This window comes from Streptomyces sp. NBC_01197 (assembly GCF_036010505.1).
In the GTDB taxonomy this organism is placed as follows: Bacteria; Actinomycetota; Actinomycetes; order Streptomycetales; family Streptomycetaceae; genus Streptomyces.
Map to the genome: position 1 here is coordinate 1,882,289 of NZ_CP108569.1, position 18,575 is coordinate 1,900,863.

22 protein-coding genes and 1 pseudogene are annotated in these 18,575 nt (G+C 69.7%); 1 reads left to right on the plus strand and 22 read right to left on the minus strand.

The window, feature by feature from the left end:
- Positions 1-94: 94 nt before the first annotated feature.
- The 5 genes from OG452_RS08335 to rpsB form a co-directional block, all read right to left on the minus strand.
- On the minus strand, positions 95-1,195 hold the full coding sequence (locus OG452_RS08335; protein ID WP_327294986.1) for a phosphatidate cytidylyltransferase: 1,101 nt from the start codon (positions 1,193-1,195) through the stop codon (positions 95-97).
- Positions 1,195-1,752 (minus strand): ribosome recycling factor, encoded by a 558-nt coding sequence (frr, locus tag OG452_RS08340; protein ID WP_164266826.1) that lies wholly within the window; start codon positions 1,750-1,752, stop codon positions 1,195-1,197. The genes OG452_RS08335 and frr overlap by 1 nt, the downstream gene beginning before the upstream one ends.
- A gap of 175 nt (positions 1,753-1,927) precedes the next feature.
- A complete protein-coding gene (gene pyrH, locus OG452_RS08345) occupies positions 1,928-2,710 on the minus strand; it encodes a UMP kinase (RefSeq protein ID WP_266852500.1) in 783 nt (260 codons plus the stop codon).
- A 157-nt stretch (positions 2,711-2,867) separates the two neighbouring features.
- The gene (gene tsf / locus OG452_RS08350) at positions 2,868-3,704 is read right to left on the minus strand and encodes a translation elongation factor Ts (RefSeq protein WP_327294987.1); all 837 of its coding nucleotides are present in this window, start codon (positions 3,702-3,704) and stop codon (positions 2,868-2,870) included.
- A 93-nt stretch (positions 3,705-3,797) separates the two neighbouring features.
- Positions 3,798-4,733, minus strand: coding sequence for a 30S ribosomal protein S2 (rpsB, locus tag OG452_RS08355; protein ID WP_327294988.1), 936 nt, complete (start codon positions 4,731-4,733; stop codon positions 3,798-3,800).
- Between the two features lie 523 nt (positions 4,734-5,256).
- Between rpsB and OG452_RS08360 the strand changes: the two are divergent.
- Positions 5,257-5,580, plus strand: a pseudogene (locus tag OG452_RS08360) (peptidoglycan DD-metalloendopeptidase family protein); the annotation flags it as partial.
- 239 nt (positions 5,581-5,819) lie between these two features.
- Here OG452_RS08360 and OG452_RS08365 read toward each other — a convergent pair.
- From OG452_RS08365 to OG452_RS08445, 17 genes are all read right to left on the minus strand, one after another.
- Positions 5,820-6,377, minus strand: coding sequence for a TetR/AcrR family transcriptional regulator (locus OG452_RS08365; RefSeq protein ID WP_327299554.1), 558 nt, complete (start codon positions 6,375-6,377; stop codon positions 5,820-5,822).
- A 73-nt stretch (positions 6,378-6,450) separates the two neighbouring features.
- The gene (gene whiG / locus OG452_RS08370) at positions 6,451-7,287 is read right to left on the minus strand and encodes an RNA polymerase sigma factor WhiG (RefSeq protein ID WP_327294989.1); all 837 of its coding nucleotides are present in this window, start codon (positions 7,285-7,287) and stop codon (positions 6,451-6,453) included.
- Positions 7,288-7,526: 239 nt separating this feature from the next.
- Positions 7,527-8,666, minus strand: coding sequence for a DNA-processing protein DprA (dprA, locus tag OG452_RS08375; protein ID WP_327294990.1), 1,140 nt, complete (start codon positions 8,664-8,666; stop codon positions 7,527-7,529).
- Entirely contained in the window at positions 8,663-10,273 is a 1,611-nt protein-coding gene (locus tag OG452_RS08380) for a YifB family Mg chelatase-like AAA ATPase (RefSeq protein ID WP_327294991.1), read from the minus strand. The genes dprA and OG452_RS08380 overlap by 4 nt, the downstream gene beginning before the upstream one ends.
- Positions 10,273-10,632, minus strand: coding sequence for a YraN family protein (locus tag OG452_RS08385; RefSeq protein ID WP_327294992.1), 360 nt, complete (start codon positions 10,630-10,632; stop codon positions 10,273-10,275). Before OG452_RS08385 ends, OG452_RS08380 begins: the two co-directional genes overlap by 1 nt.
- A gap of 84 nt (positions 10,633-10,716) precedes the next feature.
- Entirely contained in the window at positions 10,717-11,025 is a 309-nt protein-coding gene (locus OG452_RS08390; RefSeq protein ID WP_003965949.1) for a DUF2469 domain-containing protein, read from the minus strand.
- 54 nt (positions 11,026-11,079) lie between these two features.
- The gene (locus tag OG452_RS08395; RefSeq protein WP_327294993.1) at positions 11,080-11,568 is read right to left on the minus strand and encodes an NUDIX hydrolase; all 489 of its coding nucleotides are present in this window, start codon (positions 11,566-11,568) and stop codon (positions 11,080-11,082) included.
- Positions 11,558-12,310 (minus strand): signal peptidase I, encoded by a 753-nt coding sequence (gene lepB / locus OG452_RS08400; protein WP_327294994.1) that lies wholly within the window; start codon positions 12,308-12,310, stop codon positions 11,558-11,560. The genes OG452_RS08395 and lepB (OG452_RS08400) overlap by 11 nt, the downstream gene beginning before the upstream one ends.
- Positions 12,311-12,355: 45 nt before the next feature.
- Positions 12,356-13,336 (minus strand): signal peptidase I, encoded by a 981-nt coding sequence (lepB, locus tag OG452_RS08405; RefSeq protein WP_327299555.1) that lies wholly within the window; start codon positions 13,334-13,336, stop codon positions 12,356-12,358.
- Positions 13,251-14,309, minus strand: a complete 1,059-nt coding sequence (gene lepB, locus OG452_RS08410; protein WP_327294995.1) for a signal peptidase I — start codon at positions 14,307-14,309, stop codon at positions 13,251-13,253. Before lepB (OG452_RS08410) ends, lepB (OG452_RS08405) begins: the two co-directional genes overlap by 86 nt.
- Positions 14,302-15,069, minus strand: coding sequence for a signal peptidase I (lepB, locus tag OG452_RS08415; RefSeq protein ID WP_327294996.1), 768 nt, complete (start codon positions 15,067-15,069; stop codon positions 14,302-14,304). Before lepB (OG452_RS08415) ends, lepB (OG452_RS08410) begins: the two co-directional genes overlap by 8 nt.
- A gap of 33 nt (positions 15,070-15,102) precedes the next feature.
- The gene (rplS, locus tag OG452_RS08420) at positions 15,103-15,453 is read right to left on the minus strand and encodes a 50S ribosomal protein L19 (RefSeq protein WP_164265897.1); all 351 of its coding nucleotides are present in this window, start codon (positions 15,451-15,453) and stop codon (positions 15,103-15,105) included.
- 131 nt (positions 15,454-15,584) lie between these two features.
- A complete protein-coding gene (gene trmD / locus OG452_RS08425; RefSeq protein ID WP_327294997.1) occupies positions 15,585-16,406 on the minus strand; it encodes a tRNA (guanosine(37)-N1)-methyltransferase TrmD in 822 nt (273 codons plus the stop codon).
- On the minus strand, positions 16,406-16,951 hold the full coding sequence (rimM, locus tag OG452_RS08430) for a ribosome maturation factor RimM (protein ID WP_327294998.1): 546 nt from the start codon (positions 16,949-16,951) through the stop codon (positions 16,406-16,408). The genes trmD and rimM overlap by 1 nt, the downstream gene beginning before the upstream one ends.
- Before the next feature lie 119 nt (positions 16,952-17,070).
- Positions 17,071-17,310, minus strand: a complete 240-nt coding sequence (locus OG452_RS08435; RefSeq protein WP_164265900.1) for an RNA-binding protein — start codon at positions 17,308-17,310, stop codon at positions 17,071-17,073.
- A 2-nt stretch (positions 17,311-17,312) separates the two neighbouring features.
- On the minus strand, positions 17,313-17,759 hold the full coding sequence (rpsP, locus tag OG452_RS08440) for a 30S ribosomal protein S16 (protein WP_327294999.1): 447 nt from the start codon (positions 17,757-17,759) through the stop codon (positions 17,313-17,315).
- Between the two features lie 163 nt (positions 17,760-17,922).
- Complete coding sequence (locus tag OG452_RS08445; RefSeq protein ID WP_266852529.1) at positions 17,923-18,516, minus strand: hypothetical protein; 594 nt, start codon at positions 18,514-18,516, stop codon at positions 17,923-17,925.
- Between the last annotated feature and the right edge of the window lie 59 nt (positions 18,517-18,575).

Consider the following 18,575-nt stretch of genomic DNA (forward strand, 5'->3'; position numbering starts at 1 on the left):
CCGCCGCCCTGTGGACGACGCCCCTCCCTCCGGTGAAGACGCAGGCAGCAGAGCTGTACCTCCGGTCCCGGGAGCCGAGACCCAGGAGCCGGTGTCAGGAGCCGACGAACAGCACCATCAGCAGCCAGACGACGGGTGCGGTGGGCAGCAGGGAGTCCAGCCGGTCCATGATCCCGCCGTGGCCCGGCAGCAGCGTTCCCATGTCCTTGATCCCGAGATCCCTCTTGATCATGGACTCGCCCAGATCGCCCAGGGTGGCGGTGGCCGCGACGGCGAGGCCGAGCAGAAGACCCTGCCACCACTGCCCGTCGTCGATCAGGAACTGCATACAGAGGGCGCCCGCCACCATCGCGAAGCTGACCGCCCCGAACAGCCCCTCCCTGGTCTTTCCGGGGCTGATGCGCGGTGCGAGCTTGTGCTTGCCGAAGCGCCAGCCGATCGCGTACGCCCCGGTGTCGCTGACGACGGTCAGCAGCAGGAACGTGAGCACCCGCCAGGGCCCGTCGTCGGCGGTCAGCAGCAGTGCCACGAACGTCGCGAGGAACGGCACATAGAACGCGGCGAACACACCCGCCGTGACGTCCCTGAGGTAACCGTCCGGCGACTCGGTCATCCGCCAGACCAGGACGGCGAGCGCCGTGAGCGCCATGGCGATCCAGGCGCCCTGGGCCCCGCGCGCGTACCCGGCGACGACCATGGCGGCGCCGCCCACCGCGAGCGGCACCAGCGGAGCCTTGATGCCCTTGCGCTCGCTGAGCCGGGAGGTGAGCTCCCAGAGGCCGACGACCACAGCGACCGCGATCACGATGACGAACGCGGCCTTCCAGATGAAGAGGGAGGCGGCCACCACCACGCCGAGGCCGAGACCGACCCCTATCGCCGACCGCAGATCCCGGCCTGCCTTCTTCTTCTCGGGAGGCGGCGGGGCTGTCATAGGCTCCTGCGGCATCTCGTCACGGAACGGGGGACCACCCGGGCGAGCGGCCCCCCGTTCTTGGCCGGCACGGCCGTGCTGGTGACGGCCGCCGTCTTCGGCGTCTCTGCCTGCGTCAGGCACGATGGGCATGGGCCGAGTCTGCTCAACTTCATACTCGCCGTACGCGGGACCCGCCGGGACAGCGTCCTGGTCGGGGGCGGGTCGCCGTTCCCCGACGGGGTGGCCGCTCTGCGGGGCACCCCAGGAAGAGTCGTTCATCAGACCTCGAGCAGCTCGGCTTCCTTGTGCTTGAGCAACTCGTCCACCTGCGCGACGTACTTCGCGGTGGTGTCGTCGAGCTCCTTCTCGGCACGGCGGCCCTCGTCCTCGCCGACCTCACCGTCCTTGATCATCTTGTCGATCGTCTCCTTGGCCTTGCGGCGGACGGAGCGGATCGAGATCTTGGAGTCCTCGGCCTTGGTCCTGGCGACCTTGATGTACTCCTTGCGGCGCTCACCGGTCAGCTCGGGGAACGTCACCCGGATGATGTTGCCGTCGTTGCTCGGGTTGACGCCGAGGTCCGAGTCGCGGATCGCCTGCTCGATGTTGCGCAGCGAGGTCTTGTCGAACGGGGTCACCACGGCCATCCTGGCCTCCGGCACGGAGAACGAGGCGAGCTGGTTGATCGGGGTCAGCGCGCCGTAGTACTCCGCCACGATCTTGTTGAACATCGCCGGGTGCGCACGGCCGGTGCGGATCGCGGCGAAGTCCTCCTTGGCGACGACGACGGCCTTCTCCATCTTCTCCTCGGCCTCGAGGAGGGTCTCTTCGATCACCACTTGCTCCTGCATGTCTTGAGTGGACCCGCGTTCTCAGGCCCTGGAGTAAACCCGCGTCTTGCCCTGCACGGTGTCCGACCGGCAGGTTCTTGTCGGTCCTGTTGGCCGCTCGGCCTCTCGGCCTCGTGACCGCGTGGCCCCTTGGCTCTCCTGAGCGGCCGTCCCCCGGTTCTCAGGCCCGGGTGCCCTGGTCGTTCACAAGAGTCCCGATCTTCTCACCCTTGACGGCCCGCGCGATATTGCCCGAAGCCAGCAGCTCGAAGACGAGGATCGGCAGGCTGTTGTCACGGCAGAGGGTGATGGCGGTCGCGTCGGCGACCTTGAGGTTGCGGTTCAGTACCTCGCTGTACTCCAGCGCGTCGTACTTCACCGCGTCGGGGTTCTTCTTCGGGTCGGAGTCGTAGACCCCGTCCACCCCGTTCTTGCCCATGAGCAGCGCCTCGGCGTCGATCTCCAGGGCGCGCTGCGCTGCGGTGGTGTCGGTGGAGAAGTACGGCATGCCCATGCCCGCGCCGAAGATGACGACGCGTCCCTTCTCCAGGTGACGGACCGCGCGCAGCGGGATGTACGGCTCCGCGACCTGCCCCATGGTGATGGCGGTCTGGACGCGGGAGTCGATCCCCTCCTTCTCCAGGAAGTCCTGGAGGGCAAGGCAGTTCATGACAGTACCGAGCATGCCCATGTAGTCGGAGCGGGCCCGGTCCATACCGCGCTGCTGGAGCTCGGCGCCGCGGAAGAAGTTGCCGCCGCCGATGACGACGGCGATCTCGGCGCCGTCGCGGACGACCGCTGCGATCTCGCGGGCGATGGCGTGCACGACGTCGGGGTCGACACCGAGGCCGCCGCCGCCGGCGAACGCCTCACCCGACAGCTTCAGCATGAAGCGGCCGTGCCTCTTGACGTCGCCGGTACTGCCGTCGTCGGTCCTGTCGGCGTTTTTGTCGGCCTGTTCCATGGAGATCTCCTCGTGCGCATACGAAGAAGGCCATTGCCGGGGCTCCTTGCGGTTCCCTGTGCGGCAATGGCCTCCTCGTCAGATCTGCGGCCGTCCGGCGCGGACCCGGGCGGCTGCGTCAGACCCTATCGGGGTCTTCGGTGGATCGTGTACGGACTCAGATGCCGACCTTGATGCGCGAGAAGCGCTTCAGGGTGGCACCGGCCTCGTCCAGGACCTTCTGGACGGACTTCTTGTTGTCCAGGGCGTAGGGCTGACCCAGGAGGGTGGCGTCCTTGAAGAAGCCGTTGACCCGGCCCTCGACGATCTTCGGGAGGGCGGCCTCGGGCTTGCCCTCGGCGCGCGTGGTCTCCTCGGCGACGCGGCGCTCGGCCTCCACGACCTCGGCCGGGACGTCGTCGCGGTCCAGGTACTTCGGCGCGAAGGCGGCGATGTGCTGCGCGATACCGCGGGCCAGCTCGGCGTCGGCCTTGTCCAGCTCGACCAGGACACCGATCTGCGGGGGCAGGTCAGGCATGGTGCGGTGCATGTACGAGGTGACGTAGGCGCCCGAGAACTGCGCGAAGCGGTCCAGGACGATCTTCTCGCCGAGGTTGGCGTTGGCCTCGTCGACGTACGCCTGGACGGTCTTGCCGGCCTCGATCTCGGACGCGAGGAGCGTCGCGATGTCGGCCGGGGAGGTGGCGGCGACGTGAGCGGCGAGCGCGTTGGCGACGGCCTGGAACTTGTCACCCTTGGCGACGAAGTCCGTCTCGCACTTCAGCTCGACCAGGACACCGGAGGTGTTGTCGTCGGCGATGAGGGAGACGACGGCGCCGTTCTCGGCGGAGCGGCCCTCGCGCTTGGCGACGCCCTTCTGGCCCTTGATGCGGAGCGCCTCGACGGCCTTGTCGACGCTGCCGTCGGCCTCGTCGAGCGCCTTCTTGCAGTCCATCATGCCGGCGCCGGTGAGCTCGCGGAGCTTCTTGACGTCAGCGGCGGTGTAGTTCGCCATGATCGTGAAATTCTCTCTCGAAGTCTGAAAGATCTTACGGGTGAACGGCGGAGGCCCGGAGGCCTCCGCCGTCAACAACCGAACCGGTGAGGGTCAGGCCTGCTCGGCGTCCGCGGCCGGGGCGGCGGGCGCCTCGGCGGCAGGGGCCTCGGCAGCGGGCGTCTCGGCGACCGGAGTCTCGGCGGCGGCCTCGGCGTCAGCGACCTTCTCGGTCTCGGCAGAGGTCTGGACGACCTCGGCGCCGTCCTTCTTCTCACCGTCGAGCAGGTCACGCTCCCACTCGGCGAGCGGCTCGGAGGCAGCCTTCTCGCCCGGCTTCTGGTCGCCGGTCGCAGCACCGGAGCGGGCGATGAGGCCCTCGGCGACGGCGTCGGCGATCACGCGGGTGAGCAGGGTGACGGAGCGGATCGCGTCGTCGTTGCCCGGGATCTTGTAGTCGACCTCGTCGGGGTCGCAGTTGGTGTCGAGGATCGCGACAACCGGGATGTGGAGCTTGCGCGCCTCACCGACGGCGATGTGCTCCTTCTTGGTGTCGACGATCCAGACGGCGCTGGGCACCTTCTGCATCTCGCGGATACCACCGAGGGTCTTCTCCAGCTTGGCCTTCTCACGCGAGAGGACCAGGAGCTCCTTCTTGGTGAGGCCGGAGGCGGCCACATCCTCGAAGTCGATCTGCTCAAGCTCCTTCAGACGCTGAAGGCGCTTGTAGACGGTGGAGAAGTTGGTCAGCATGCCGCCGAGCCAACGCTGGTTGACGTAGGGCATGCCCACACGCGTCGCCTGCTCGGCGATCGCTTCCTGGGCCTGCTTCTTGGTACCCACGAACATGATGGAGCCGCCGTGCGCGACGGTCTCCTTGACGAACTCGTAGGCGCGGTCGATGTACGACAGCGACTGGAGCAGGTCGATGATGTAGATGCCGTTGCGCTCCGTGAAGATGAAGCGCTTCATCTTCGGGTTCCAACGACGGGTCTGGTGACCGAAGTGGACGCCGCTTTCCAGCAGCTCCCGCATCGTGACGACGGCCATGGCCGTACTCCTTGATGTACTCGGTTGTCGCGACCGCAGGATTGCTGTCGCGCCTGACGCCCACACGCGCCGTGCCACAAGGGACCGAGAGGCGCGTCCATCGACCGCTGAGGGGGTGATGGGGGGCGTGCGAAGTCGACCCGGTGACCCGGATCGCCACCAGAAGTGTACGGGACCCGGCGGGTGCCGGGTGACGGCGATGTCCACAACCGGCTGGTAGTCCACAGATACCGGCCATGATCCCCGCGAACCCGCGTACTGGGGGACGGTTTCCCTCATGCGCCTGAACCAGACCACTTGGGGCCACGACGCCCGCGAACCGAACGCCCCGGACCGCAACGCACGGTTCGCCGGGTTACTCGTGGCGGTGCGCGCCGTGCTGCCGGCCGTGGTGGCCGCGGTCTGTGCGGTGGCCGCGGTCGCTGCGGTGTGCGCCGCCACGGGGGCCGGGCTGCCGTTCGCCGTGGCGGCAGGGGCGACACCCATGTCGGCATTGAGGGTGCCGGCGGCGGCGCCCGCGGCCATGCCCACGCCAGTGCCGACGGCGGACCGCAGCTGGCCGGTGGGCGGCCGACCACGGATCGTCCACGGCTGGGACCCGCCCGCCTCTCCGTACGGACCGGGGCACCGCGGAGTTGACCTGGCCGCCGCACCCGGCACACCGGTACTGGCAGCGGCCTCCGGCCGGGTCACGTTCGCGGGCCGGGTGGCCGGACACGGGGTGCTCACCATCGCGGTGTCGGGCACACCCCTGCGCACGACTTACGAACCGGTCCGGGCACTCGTCGCAAAAGGAGAAGAGGTCACCGCCGGCCGGCCGGTCGCCGTACGGGAGGACGGGGCGTCCCACTGCCCGTCGGGCTGTCTGCACTGGGGGCTGCTGCGCGGGGACGTCTATCTGAATCCGCTGTCGCTGCTCCCGCCCGGGCTGCTGCACCGGGGGCCGTCCAGGCTGCTGCCGGTGTTCGGGGTTCCGGAGATCACGGGGGAAGCGCCCGGAGCCGGACCGGGATACGCGGATGACGCAGCGGCGGAGGAGTACGGGGAAGCGGGGAAGTACCGGGAGGGCGCGCGCATCGGTGGGCGTCAGCCCTGGACACCGCCCAGTGCCATCCCGACGGCCGCGTCGGCCACCACGGCGGGGTCTTCGGCCGAACCAGTCTCGATACGCCGCACCGCCGCGTCCACCACCCCCTGGAGCAGCATCGCCGCCAGTCTCGGCTGGTCGTGGTGGAGAGCTTCGAGCGCCTCGACGATCATCGCGATGAGACCGCCGTGCGCGGCACGGATCTTCTCGCGGGCACCCGCATCGAGCTCGCCTGCGGAGATGGCCACCACGGCCCGGTGGCGCTGGTCACCGACCAGCGCCAGCTGCTGGCGCACATAGGCCTCGACCTTGCCCGCCGGATCAGGGGCCCGCTCCATCGCGGACTCGATCTCGGCCGCCCAGACGGGGAAGTCGACGGCGCAGAGCTCTTCCACCACTGCGGCGCGTGAGCGGAAGTACTCGTACACGGAGGAGCGCGCGAGGCCGGTGCGCTCGGCGAGGGCGGGGAAGGTCAGCGCCTCCGTGCCGCCTTCGGAGAGGAGGGTGCGGGCGGCGTCCAGCAGGGCGCTGCGCTGCATGGTTCGGTGTTCGGCCACGGAGGCCGCTCGAATCCTGGGCACGGGCCCACTTTACGGAAGCCCTCTGCGCAGGCACGATTCGCCTGCGGAATCAGCGGCCGACGTCCGACAGCTTGGCGCGAAGCTGCAGTACCGATTTGGTGTGGATCTGGCTGACCCGGCTCTCGGTGACCCCGAGGACGTGGCCGATCTCTGCCAGCGTGAGACCTTCGTAGTAATAGAGGGTGACCACGGTCTTCTCCCGGTCGGGGAGCGTGTTGATGGCGCGGGCCAGCAGTCTGCGCAGCTCGCGGCCCTCGGCCAGCTCGACCGGGTTGTCCGCTGCGGTGTCCTCCAGGGTGTCCATCAGGCTGAGCCGGTCGCCGCCCTCGCCGCCGACGTGCAGCAACTCGTCCAGGGCTACCACATTCGCCAGCGACAACTGACTGAAGACCGCGTGCAGTTCCTCGACGGCGATGCCCATCTCGGCCGCGACCTCGACCTCGGACGGAGTGCGGCGCAGCTGGGCCTCCAGCGTCGCGTAGGCGCGCTCGACGGCGCGTGCCTTCTGCCGGACCGAGCGGGGAATCCAGTCGAGCGCGCGGAGTTCGTCGATCATCGCGCCACGGATCCGGGTGATCGCATAGGTCTCGAACTTGATGGACCGCTCGATGTCGAACTTTTCGATGGCGTCGATCAGCCCGAAGACACCGGAGGACACGAAGTCGGCCTGCTCGACGTTGGGCGGCAGCCCCACGCTGACCCGGCCCGCGACGTACTTCACCAGGGGCGAGTAGTGCAGGATCAGCTGCTCGCGCAGCCGTCTGTCGCCCGTTGACTTGTACGACCGCCACAGCTCGTCGAGCGAAGACGGCGCGGGGGGCCGAATGTGGCCACGTGCAGCCGGCGGCGCTGCCGCGCGGTCAGACCCGGACGTGTGCTGGGGCATTCGTTGCCTTGAGCCGTTCTGCTGGGACCTGCGTGAGGACTTGTTTTGAGCCGGATTCCTTGTGAGCGTAGCGTGACTGGAGCATCGCAGGGTGCGATGAGTACGTCATAGCACCTGGTTGACGTCATCGCGCGGACCGCGTTCCGGAGGTGATGCCGGAAGACCCCTGCCGAGGCTGTGACATCACCTTTTCACCCGATTGCCCCAGGTCAAGCATCGCCTCGCCGGGTGTCCGCGATCTATGGCGCCCCCGACACCAACTGCCATCCTTCGCTTCGCCGTTCAACAAACCCCAACGAGTGGAGTTCGTACAGCCTGGCGAGCGCTTCATCTGCTGTCGTCCCGGCCTCACGGGCCACATCGTGCCCGGCCATCGCACCGTGGCCGGGAAGCGCCTCCAGGACCCGGGCGGCGACCGGGCCGAGAAGGTCCCGGGGCAGGACCGGGCCGTGCCTGCCGGGTGCGAGGTCCCCGATGTCCCCCACCAGCTCGGCGACTTCGGCCGCGTCGGTGACCAGCAGGCCTCCGCAGCGCAGCAGTTCGTGCACACCGGCGGAGAGCCCGCTGGTCACCGGCCCGGGGACGCCCATCGTGTACCGGCCGAGCTTCTGCGCGCTGCGCGCGGTGGCCAGTGAGCCGCTGCGGTATTCGGCCTCGACGACCACGGTTCCCCGGGTGAGCGCGGCGATCACGCGGTTACGGAGGATGAAGCGGCTGGGCGTGGGGTGGTCACCCGGCGGCAACTCGCTGATGAGCAGCCCCTGTTCGGCGATCCGTCCGATCATCTCGGCGTGACCGCGCGGGTAGACCGTGTCGACCCCGCAGGCCAGCACCGCGATGGTGGCCCCGCCAGCGGCGAGCGCCCCGCGGTGCGCGGCCCCGTCGACCCCGAACGCGGCGCCCGACACGACGACCCAGCCCAGCTCCGCGAGGCCGGAGCCCAGCGCTGCCGCCATGTGCGCCCCGTAGGCCGTACAGGCCCGGGCGCCGACCACCGCTACGGAGCGCAGCGCCCACATCCGCAGATGGGGCCGGCCCCGCACCCAGAGCCCGATGGGCCGCGCGTCTCCCAGGTCGTCGAGCTGCACCGGCCACTCCTGGTCCCCTGGGCAGATGAACCGCCCACCGCCCGCCTCCGCGGCCCGCAGATCCTGTTCGGGGTGCGCCGCAGCCGCCCGCAGCCGGTAGCCGCCGAGCCGCTTGGCGCTCACCCCGGGAAATGCCGCCTCCCCGCCGTCCGCCATGGTGCGCAGCCGCCGCCACAGCTCCACGGCCCCCAGTTCGCGCAGCAACCGGCCGCCCAGCTCGTCGCCCGGCTCGACGGTCCGGGTGAGCGCGGCCCGGGCCAGCCGCTCGTCCCCGCCGGCGTCCGTGCTCATCCGGCCTCCTTCCCGGCCGCGAGCAGCGCCCCCCGGTCCACCCCGGTACGCAGCTGGAGAGCCAGCCCGACGTCCTGGGCGCCCGGCCGGTCCCGGCCCGCCAGGTCGGCGACCGTCCAGGCCACCCTCAGCACCCGGTCGAGACCACGGGCCGTGAGCAGTCCGCGCTCCATGTCCCGCTCGGCCACGGCCAGCGCACCCGGCGCGGCCGTCCAGCGGGTCCGCAGCTCATGGCCCGGCACCTCGCTGTTGGTGCTCCACGGCGTACCGGCCAGCCGCGCCGCCGCCCGCTCCCGGCCCTCCCGCACCCGAGCGGCCACGGTGGCCGACGACTCGCCCGCACCACCCTGACCCATGAGGTCGGATCGGCGCACCGGCTCCACCTCGACCCGGAGGTCCACCCGGTCGAGGAGCGGGCCCGAGAGTCTGGACTGGTATCTGCGGACCATCGAGGCCGGGCATTCGCACCCCGAGCCGTTCATCGTGTGCCTGCCGCAGGGGCAGGGATTGGCGGCCAGTGCCATCAGGAACCTGGCGGGCAGTCTCACCACCCCGGCGCTGCGCGCGACCACCACATGCCCGGACTCCAGCGGCTGGCGGAGCGCGTCGAGGACCCGGACGGAGAATTCAGGGGCCTCGTCGAGAAAGAGGACCCCTCGGTGTGCCAGGGACACGGCCCCCGGCCGGGGCAGGCCGTTGCCGCCACCGATCAGCGACTGCATGGTCGCGGAGTGATGCGGGGCGCAGTACGGCGCGGTCCCGATCAGTGGCTCCCCCGGCGGGAGGATGCCGGCCACCGAGTGGACCGCCGTCACCTCCAGCGACTCATGCCTGGTCAGCGGCGGCAGGATCGCCGGAAGCCGCTCGGCCAGCATGGTCTTGCCCGCCCCAGGGGGTCCGTGCAGCAGCAGATGGTGGGCCCCGGCAGCGGCGACCTCCAGAGCCTTTCTGGCGGCCGGCTGTCCCGCCACGTCCGCGAGATCCGGCCCCGCGCCCAGGGTCAGCCCGGTTCCGGCCCCTGCGCCCGGCATCATCAACCCGGCCAGCATCGGGTCCGGCCGCCCCGCCACCGGGGCCTCCTCATCGGGGACCGGCTCGCCGGTCAGTACGGCGATGAGCTGCCGCAGGCTCCGTACCCCGAGCACCGAGACCCCGGGCACCAGCGACGCTTCCCCCGCGGTCTGCTCCGGGACCACGACCTGGCTGTATCCCGCTTCCGCCGCGGCCAGCACGGCGGGCAGGATGCCGCGCACCGGCCTGACCCGGCCGTCGAGCCCCAGCTCCCCGATGAGCACCAGATCGGCGATCTCCTTCGGGTCGATGCGCTCGGCCGCCCCCAGGACGGCGCAGGCGACGGCCAGATCGAATCCGCTGCCGCTCTTCGGTACCGACGCCGGGCTCAGCCCGACCGTGAGCTTCTTCTGCGGCCACTCGGCGCCGGAGTTCACCACAGCGGCCCGCACCCGGTCCCGGCTCTCGACCAGGCTCTTGTCCGGCAGCCCCACCAGCGTGAAGGCGGCGATACCCGGTTCGAGATCCGCCTGGACCTCCACCACCACGCCGTCGACCCCGACCAGCGCGACCGAACACGCACGCGCGAAGCCCATCAGGTCACCCCCCGTACATGCTCGACCCGGGGCGCCCCGCGCCTGGGCAGCACCACCCCGATCAGGTCGATCCGCACCCCGCCGGGCGGCGCCCCGCCGTGGGCCGCGAGCCAGCGCTCGGCGAGGTGTCTGAGCCGGTCGGCCTTGACCGGGGTGACCGCGGCCATCGGATGCTCGAAGGAGCTTTCCCTGCGGGTCTTCACCTCGCAGACGACCAGCGCGTCGCCGTCACGCGCCACGATGTCGATCTCGCCCGACCTGCACCGCCAGTTCCGTTCGACGACGGTCATTCCGGACCCGGCCAGCGTCCTCGCCGCCAGCCCCTCCCCGTACCGCCCGAGTGCCCCCCGTGCGTTCATACCGGCACCACCTCCGGTACCGACTGTGCCGCCCGGGCCGCCACCCTGTGGATCTTGGTGGATTACTCGCCGGTTGTGGACAACTCAGCCACCCGGAAGTTCGAGATCGCTCTTGTTGAGCTCCTCGATGTTCACATCCTTGAAAGTCAGTACACGTACCTGCTTCACGAACCTGGCCGGCCTGTACATGTCCCAGACCCAGGCATCAGCCATCGACACCTCGAAGAAAACCTCGCCCTGTACGGAGTGCACCTGCATCTCGTAGTCGTTGGTGAGGTAGAAGCGCCGCTCGGTCTCGATCACATATTTGAACAGGCCGACAACGTCGCGGTACTCCCGGTAGAGCTTCAGCTCCATCTCGGTCTCGTACTTTTCGAGGTCCTCGGCGCTCATGGCATGTTCCCCTTCAGCCGTGCGTCCCCCTATTGTGCGCCGCTCCCCTGCGCCCTAGACGATTTCCGGGGCCAGGACCACCGGTGCAGCCGGGGGACCCTCGTCGAGCAGCGTGCGCAGCAGCCCGGCGAGCCTGGTCGGATACACCGTCTCACGCGTCGCGGACAGTTCGGCGGAAGTCCACCACCTCAGCCCCGCGACGCTGCGCTGCTCCAGCGGGGTCAGCCCGTCCATGGCGGTCGCAGTCCGAGTGGTTCGCCCGAGAAAGTACCGTTCATCCTGGTTCCACCGGCGCCCGTCGAACGGGAACGAGCACACCCGGGACCACAGCACCGGGCCGAGGTCCACCGCGTCGATGCCGGTCTCCTCCCGCAACTCGCGGAGCGCGGCCTCCTCATGGGTCTCCCCCGGCTCGACGCCTCCGCCGGGAGTGAACCACCAGGTGCGCGCCGGATCGGCGGGCTCGAACCCGTGCATCAGCAGCACCCGGTCGGCCGGATCGAGCAGGATGACGCGCGCGACCTCGCGCAGCTCAGCCGACACCGACGGCCACCTTCTTCTTCCGGCCGCCCAGCCCCCGCGCGAGCGGCCCGTAGACCGAGCCGCCCAGGATCAGCACGACTCCGGCCAGCACAGCCGCCACGACCAGCTTCAGCGGCCCGGGCTGCGAGACCCCGCCGGGCAGCGCGGCGAAGGCCTCCGGCCGCCCGATCGTTCCGCCGCTCAGCGGCCAGGCGATGGCGTCCACCCGCGCGGACACCGTCGAGCGCGGTACCGAGCCGTGGTCCGCGTCCTGGAGGTGGACACGCGAGTCCATCGAGTTGGTGCGCTCGTCACCGAGCAGGAAGAGCCGCCCCGCGGGCACCTTCACGGTGAAACCCATCGCGGAGGCCCGCCCCTTGGAGAGCGGATCGGCATTGAGGTACGGCTCGTTGATGCCATTGCCGTTCACAGTGAGCCGGCCCCTGGTGTCACAGCAGGCGACCTTGTCGCCGCCGACTCCGACGACCCGCTTGACCATCGGCATATCGCCCCAGTCGGGATCCTGGAAGATCACCACGTCACCGCGGTGCACCGCACTGCTGTCTATTCGCTGTGCCAGCACCCGGTCCCCCACCTTCACGGTCGGGGTCATCGAGTCGGTCGGCACGGTGTACGGCTTGTACTCAACCGCTCCCCAGGCGAACCCTCCGAGAAAGAGCACGCAGCCAACGGCCACGGCCAGACCCGACAGCGCACTGCCGAGCCGGCCGCCTCCGTCACTCGTACGTACTGTTCCGCTCATCCCAGCGCTCCCCCATATCGGAGATCAACAATCTGGGAGCGCACCTTACCCGGCGGTACCGTCGCGGGTCAGCTTGCGCCTGCGCCGGATCACCAGAGGCAGTGCCCCGGCGAGACCCAGCGCCCCAGGAGCGACGGCGCCTGCGGCGTTGATGCCCTTCTGATCGAAGGTGCCGGGAACCCCCAGCCACGACCAGCGGTCGACCGGCCAGGCCACGACGAAGGCCCGTCCGACGACCTCCTTGGTGGAGACCGTGCCGCCACCCGGCAGTTGCTGGTGGTAGCGCGAGTCGAGCGAGTCCTGACGGTGGTCGCCCATCACCCAGATCCGGCCCTTGGGCACATGGATCGGCCCGAACGGCTGGTCGTCGCAAGGGGTGTTGCCGGGGAAGATGAACGACTTCTCGGAGAGCGCCTTGCCGTTGACGACGACCGGGCCCCCCTTCTTGCAGGAAACCGTGTCCCCGCCGATCGCGATGACCCGCTTGATCAGGTCCTTCTCCTCGGCGGACGGCATCAGGCCGATGAAACTGAGGAACTTCTGCGCCACGTTCGGAGTCGGGGTCGGCTCGCCTTCGAGCCAGCCGCCCGGGTCGTGGAACACCACGACGTCGCCCCGCTCCGGCTCCGAGCCGAACCACGGGGTCAGCTTGTCGACCAGCACCCGGTCACCGCGCTGCAGCGTGTCCTGCATCGAGTCGGAGGGGATCGAGAACGCCTGCACCAGGAAAGTCTTGATCAACAGGGCCAGGACCAGCGCGATGCCGATGAGAAGCGGCAGCTCCTTCCAGAAGGAGCGCTGCTTCTTCGGCCCGCTGTGGCCGGTGTTCTCGCCGTCCCTGTCGTCCTCGTCGAGGCCGTCCGGCCCGTCGGGGCCGTTCTGCCGGTCGCCGGCCCTGTGCTGACCGCCGTCCTTGCCGGGCCCGTCGGACCACCCGCTGTCAGAGGCTTCGGTTCCCTCGCCACCAACGGGCGGCCCTGGCCGGTCCTCTGGCTCTTCGTGTCCGGATCGCGCGCCGACCGCCACGTCCCCCACATCCACTCCTCACTCCGTGCCGTCGCCTGCCTCCGGGGAGACGCAGGCCCACCACTCCCATAACGAGCGGAAGTTCCGCAGGAGTCGGGAGCGGGAAGTTTACGTGCCGATCCTGAGAGGCGAGGCTCCGCGGACCGGGGCCGGGCGGATCCTGGCCGGCCCGGGAGGCCACCGACGCGAAGGTGGCGGGCTCCTTGAGCCTGCTCCAGTGCCCCAGCGGCCAGGCGATGACGACCGCGCGCCCCACCACACCGCTCACCGGCACCGTCCCCTGGTAGGGCCCGTCCATGTGGAACCGCGAATCCGCCGAGTTGGACCGGTGGTCGCCCATCACGAAGAGCCGTCCGGCCGGGACCTTCACCTCGAACTTCAGCTGGGAGGGCGGATTTCCCGGATGGAGATACGGCTCGTTCAGCGGGACGCCGTTGACCGTGACCCTGCCGTCCTTGTCGCAGCACTTCACGGTGTCGCCGCCGACCCCGATGACCCGCTTGATCAGATCCTGTTCGTTGTCCGACGGCAGCAGTCCGATGAAGGTCAGGCCCTCCTTGAGCTGCTTCACGAGGAACGGCGAGCTCTGGGACTTGCTCTCCTCGGGCGGCAGCCAGTGGCCCGGGTCCTTGAAGACGACGACATCGCCGCGCTGCGGTTTCGAGCCGAACCAGGGGGTGAGCTTGTCCACCAGCACCCGGTCACCGATCCGGATCGTCTCCTCCATCGAACCCGACGGGATGACGAACGCCTGCACCAGGAACGTCTTGAGCACCAGCGCGATCACGACCGCAACGACGATGAGGACCGGTATCTCCTGGGCCTTGGACCGGCGCCGCCGCCGCTGGACCTTGCGCGCGAGCCTGCGCCGCTCGGCCCTGGTGGGCAGGGCGCGCTCGCCCGTAGGGGCGCTCGCCTCCGGCGTACGCTCGGCGCTCTCCCCGCTGCCGCGCGCTCTCCCCCGGTTACCCATGGCTGCCACCGGCCGCCCGCACCCGGTCGAAGGCCCCGGTCCGCTTCACCGAGGTCCAGCGGCTGAACGGCCAGCCGATCCAGCCGGCCCGCCCGATCACCTGGCCCACCGGGACCATCCCGCCACCGGGGTCCCCGAGATGGTCACGGGAGTCGCTGGAGCGGGATCGGTGGTCGCCCATCACCCAGAGGGTTCCGGCGGGCACCACGATGTCGAAGGGCACCTGGGAGGGCGGGTTGCCCGGATACACATACGCCTCGTCCACCGGCCGCCCGTTCACCTTGATCCGCCCGCGCTCGTCGCAGCAGACGACATGGTCGCCCCCCACCCCCACCACACGCTTCACGTAGTCGGCGCCGGCGGGCGCGGCCAGACCCAGCGCCGCCGCCGCACCGTGCACCACGCGGGTCACGGGGTTCTGCGCGGGCGCCTCCCGCACGAACGAGCCGGCGCCGTCGAAGACCACGACGTCCCCGCGCTGCGGCACGTCGCCGAACCGGTACGCCAGCTTGTCCACCAGCACCCGGTCCCCCACCTGCAGCGTGGGCTCCATGGAGCCGCTGGGGATGAGGAACGGCTGCATCACATACGTACTCAGCAGAAGCAGGAACACCAGGCAGACGAGGGCAAGCAGCCCTGCCTTGCGCCACGGTCCCCCGACCAGCGCCGCGATACGCACAGAGCGCGACCGCTCTTCCTCCCCGGACGTATCCGGTTCGGGTGAGCGGTCGCGCTCCTTGTGCTGTGCTTCGGTGTCCATCGGGGCCAGAGCTTATCCGGCCGCCCTGTGGACTCAGTGGTCGCGCTTCTCCTTGATCTTCGCGGCCTTGCCGCGCAGCTCACGGAGGTAGTACAGCTTCGCGCGACGGACGTCACCGCGGGTCACGAGCTCGATCTTCTCGAAGATCGGGCTGTGCACCGGGAAAGTACGCTCGACGCCGACCGAGAAGGAGACCTTGCGGACCGTGAAGGTCTCGCTGACGCCCGCACCCTGGCGGCGGATGACGACACCCTTGAACTGCTGGATACGCGAGCGGTTGCCCTCGATGACACGGACGTGGACGTTGACCGTGTCACCGGCGCGGAAGGCCGGAAGGTCGGACCGCAGCGAAGCGGCCTTGACGTCGTTGAGCAGGCTGGACATGATCTTCTGCTTTCTTCGCCGATGCCACAGGTCATCGACGGAATCATCGTGATGAGTTTCGGGAGCTGATCGCGTCGGACGGTCGTCGTTCCCCCTGTGGCAGGGGCGCACGCCGGACGTACAGCAGCGGCCTATTCTTCCACGTCCCCGGGCTCTCGCCCAAATCGCCCTCCGGGCCCCTGCTTCCAGCCCAGGATCGAGAGCATTTCGCGGTCCTTCTTGCCGAAGGACGCGGGATCGCTGCGCTCCAGCAGATCCGGCCTGTTGAGGTCCGTACGCCGGAACGCCTCGTCCCGGCGCCAGCGCGCGATCTTCCCGTGGTGGCCGCTCAGCAGCACGTCCGGGATGCCACGGCCGCGCCACTCGGGCGGCTTCGTGTAGACGGGGCCTTCGAGGAGGTCGGCCATCGCGCCGGTGGCGAAGGAGTCGTCGCGGTGCGATTCGGCGTTGCCGAGTACACCGGGCAGCAGCCGGGCGACGGCTTCCGTGATCACCAGGACCGCGGCCTCGCCGCCCGCCAGGACGTAGTCCCCGATGGAGACCTCGTACACCGGCATCCGGGTCGCGTACTCGTCGACGACCCGTCGGTCGATGCCCTCGTACCTGGCGGGTGTGAAGACCAGCCAGGGCCGCTCGGAGAGTTCGACCGCGACCTGCTGGGTGAAGGGGCGGCCGCTGGGCGTGGGCACGACCAGGACCGGGCCGGACGCCCCCGCCTCATAACCGGCCGCCACCACCTCGTCCAGCGCCTCGCCCCAGGGCTCGGTCTTCATGACCATGCCGGGGCCGCCGCCGTAGGGGGTGTCGTCGACCGTGTTGTGCCGGTCGTACGTCCAGTCGCGCAGGTCGTGCACCTGTACGTCGAGCCGGCCGCGGGCGCGCGCCTTGCCGACCAGCGAGACATTCAGCGGTTCGAGGTACTCCGGGAAGATCGTGACGACGTCGAGCCGCATCAGTCGTCGTCCCTGGCGCCGGCGACCTCGGCCCTGCTGTCGTCGATCAGGCCGGGCGGCGGGTCGATGACGGCCCGCTGCTCCTCCAGGTCGATCTCGGTGACGATCTCCTCGACGAAGGGGATCATGACCTCGCTGCCGTCGGGCCGCTCCACGATGAAGAGGTCCTGCGAGGGCAGGTGGGTGATCTCGGTGATCCGGCCGACCTCGGTGCCGTCGGACAGCACCACGTCGAGGTCCATCAGCTGGTGGTCGTAGAACTCCTCGGGGTCCTCCGGGGTCTGCTGCGGGTCGACCTCGGCGATCAGCAGGGTGTTCCGGAGAGCCTCGGCGGCCGTCCGGTCCGTGACCCCCGCGAAGCGCAGCAGCAGCCTGCCGCTGTGCACCCGGCCGGTCTCGATCGTCAGCGGCCCGGTGGCCGCAGGGTCGGTGGCGAGCACCGCGCCGGGACCGAGCCGTAGCTCGGGCTCGTCCGTGCGCACCTCCACGGTGACTTCGCCCTTGATCCCGTGGGCGCGCCCGATCCGTGCGACTACCAGTTGCACGCTTCGCTCCTCATTCTGATGATTCCGCTGGTTCCAGTGTTGCCGCGCGCACCGCGGACGACAAAGGCCGGGGACGGCTTCTCAGCCCTCCCCGGCCCGAGCCGGTGTTCAGCTACTTCTCAGCGGACCTGGTCCACGTCGACGAGGTCGACCCGGATGCCACGGCCGCCGATGGCGCCCACAATGGTGCGCAGGGCGCGCGCGGTGCGGCCGTTGCGGCCGATCACCTTACCGAGGTCGTCGGGGTGCACCCGGACCTCCAGCACCTGCCCGCGACGGAGGTTGCGCGAAGCGACCTGTACGTCGTCGGGGTTGTCGACGATGCCCTTCACGAGGTGCTCGAGAGCCTCCTCGAGCATGCTCAGGCCTCGGTCGACTCGGTGGACTCAGCAGCCGGAGCCGCCTCGTCCGCCTTCTTGTCGGCCTTCTTCGCCTTCGGGGTGATGGCCTCACCCTTCGGCTCGTCGCCCTCGATGGACTTGGCGAACGCCTCGAACGCAGCGCGCTTGTCGGCCTTCGGCTCCGGCTGCAGCAGCGGCGCGGGGGCCGGGAGGCCCTTGTGCGCCTGCCAGTCACCGGTGAGCTTCAGGATCGCCATGACCGGCTCGGTCGGCTGGGCGCCGACGGACAGCCAGTACTGCGCACGCTCCGAATTGACCTCGATGCGCGAGGGGTTCTGCACCGGGTGATACAGGCCGATCTCCTCGATGGCCCGGCCATCACGGCGGGTACGGGAGTCGGCGACGACGATGCGGTAGTGAGGCGAACGGATCTTGCCCAGACGCTTCAGCTTGATCTTGACTGCCACGGAAGTGGTGTCTCCTGGTCTTGACGTGGTTGGGCACAACGAGATGCCACGTGGGGTTGCGGTACTCGGGTGCCCGATGGACGCGTCAGCCGGAGGACGAGAGGGTTCCTGTGCGGCTGTCGAGTACAGCTAGCCATTGTGCCATACGTTGCGGTACCCCGGGTCAGCCGGCCGCTGCGACCACTTCCGGGATACGGAAAGCCTTTCCGCAGCCACCGCAGACGATGGGCGCCTGGGCCAGCACGGAGGGAACGACCCGGACGTTGCGGCCGCAGTCGCAGACCGCCTTCACCCGCACTCCGCCGCCGGAGGAACCGTGCCGTGCGGCAGGTCCGCGGAAGGAGCGTTTGGTGTCGGCTGCCGTCGCCGCGGTGTGCGCCTTGAGCGCACGCTGCAGTCTTTCGATCGTCTGCCGGTACCTGCGCTTCGCCTCGGGGTTGAGCGAGACCAGCGAGAAACCGCTGCTGGGATGCGGCTCCTCGGGGTGGTCGAGCCCCATCTCCTCGGCGATCGCCAGGAACCTGCGGTTGTGGTAGCGGCCGGCGCGGGAGGTGTCGCGGACACCTCGCGCGGCGGCGATGCCGTGGACTGCCTCATGGAGCAGTCGCTCGAAGGAGAGTTCAGCGCCGCAGGCGGACGAGGACTCGCCGATCAGGGACTCGGGCGCGGCTAGATCCGGCAGCTCGGGGTGGTACCGCTGAATATCGGCCCACGCCTGCGCCAGCTCTGCGGCGAGGACAGTTGGTGTCGTGCTCACGTCGTGACAACGAGCCGGGGTACCGCTGTGTTCCTATTCCGGGGCATCCCAAATAATTT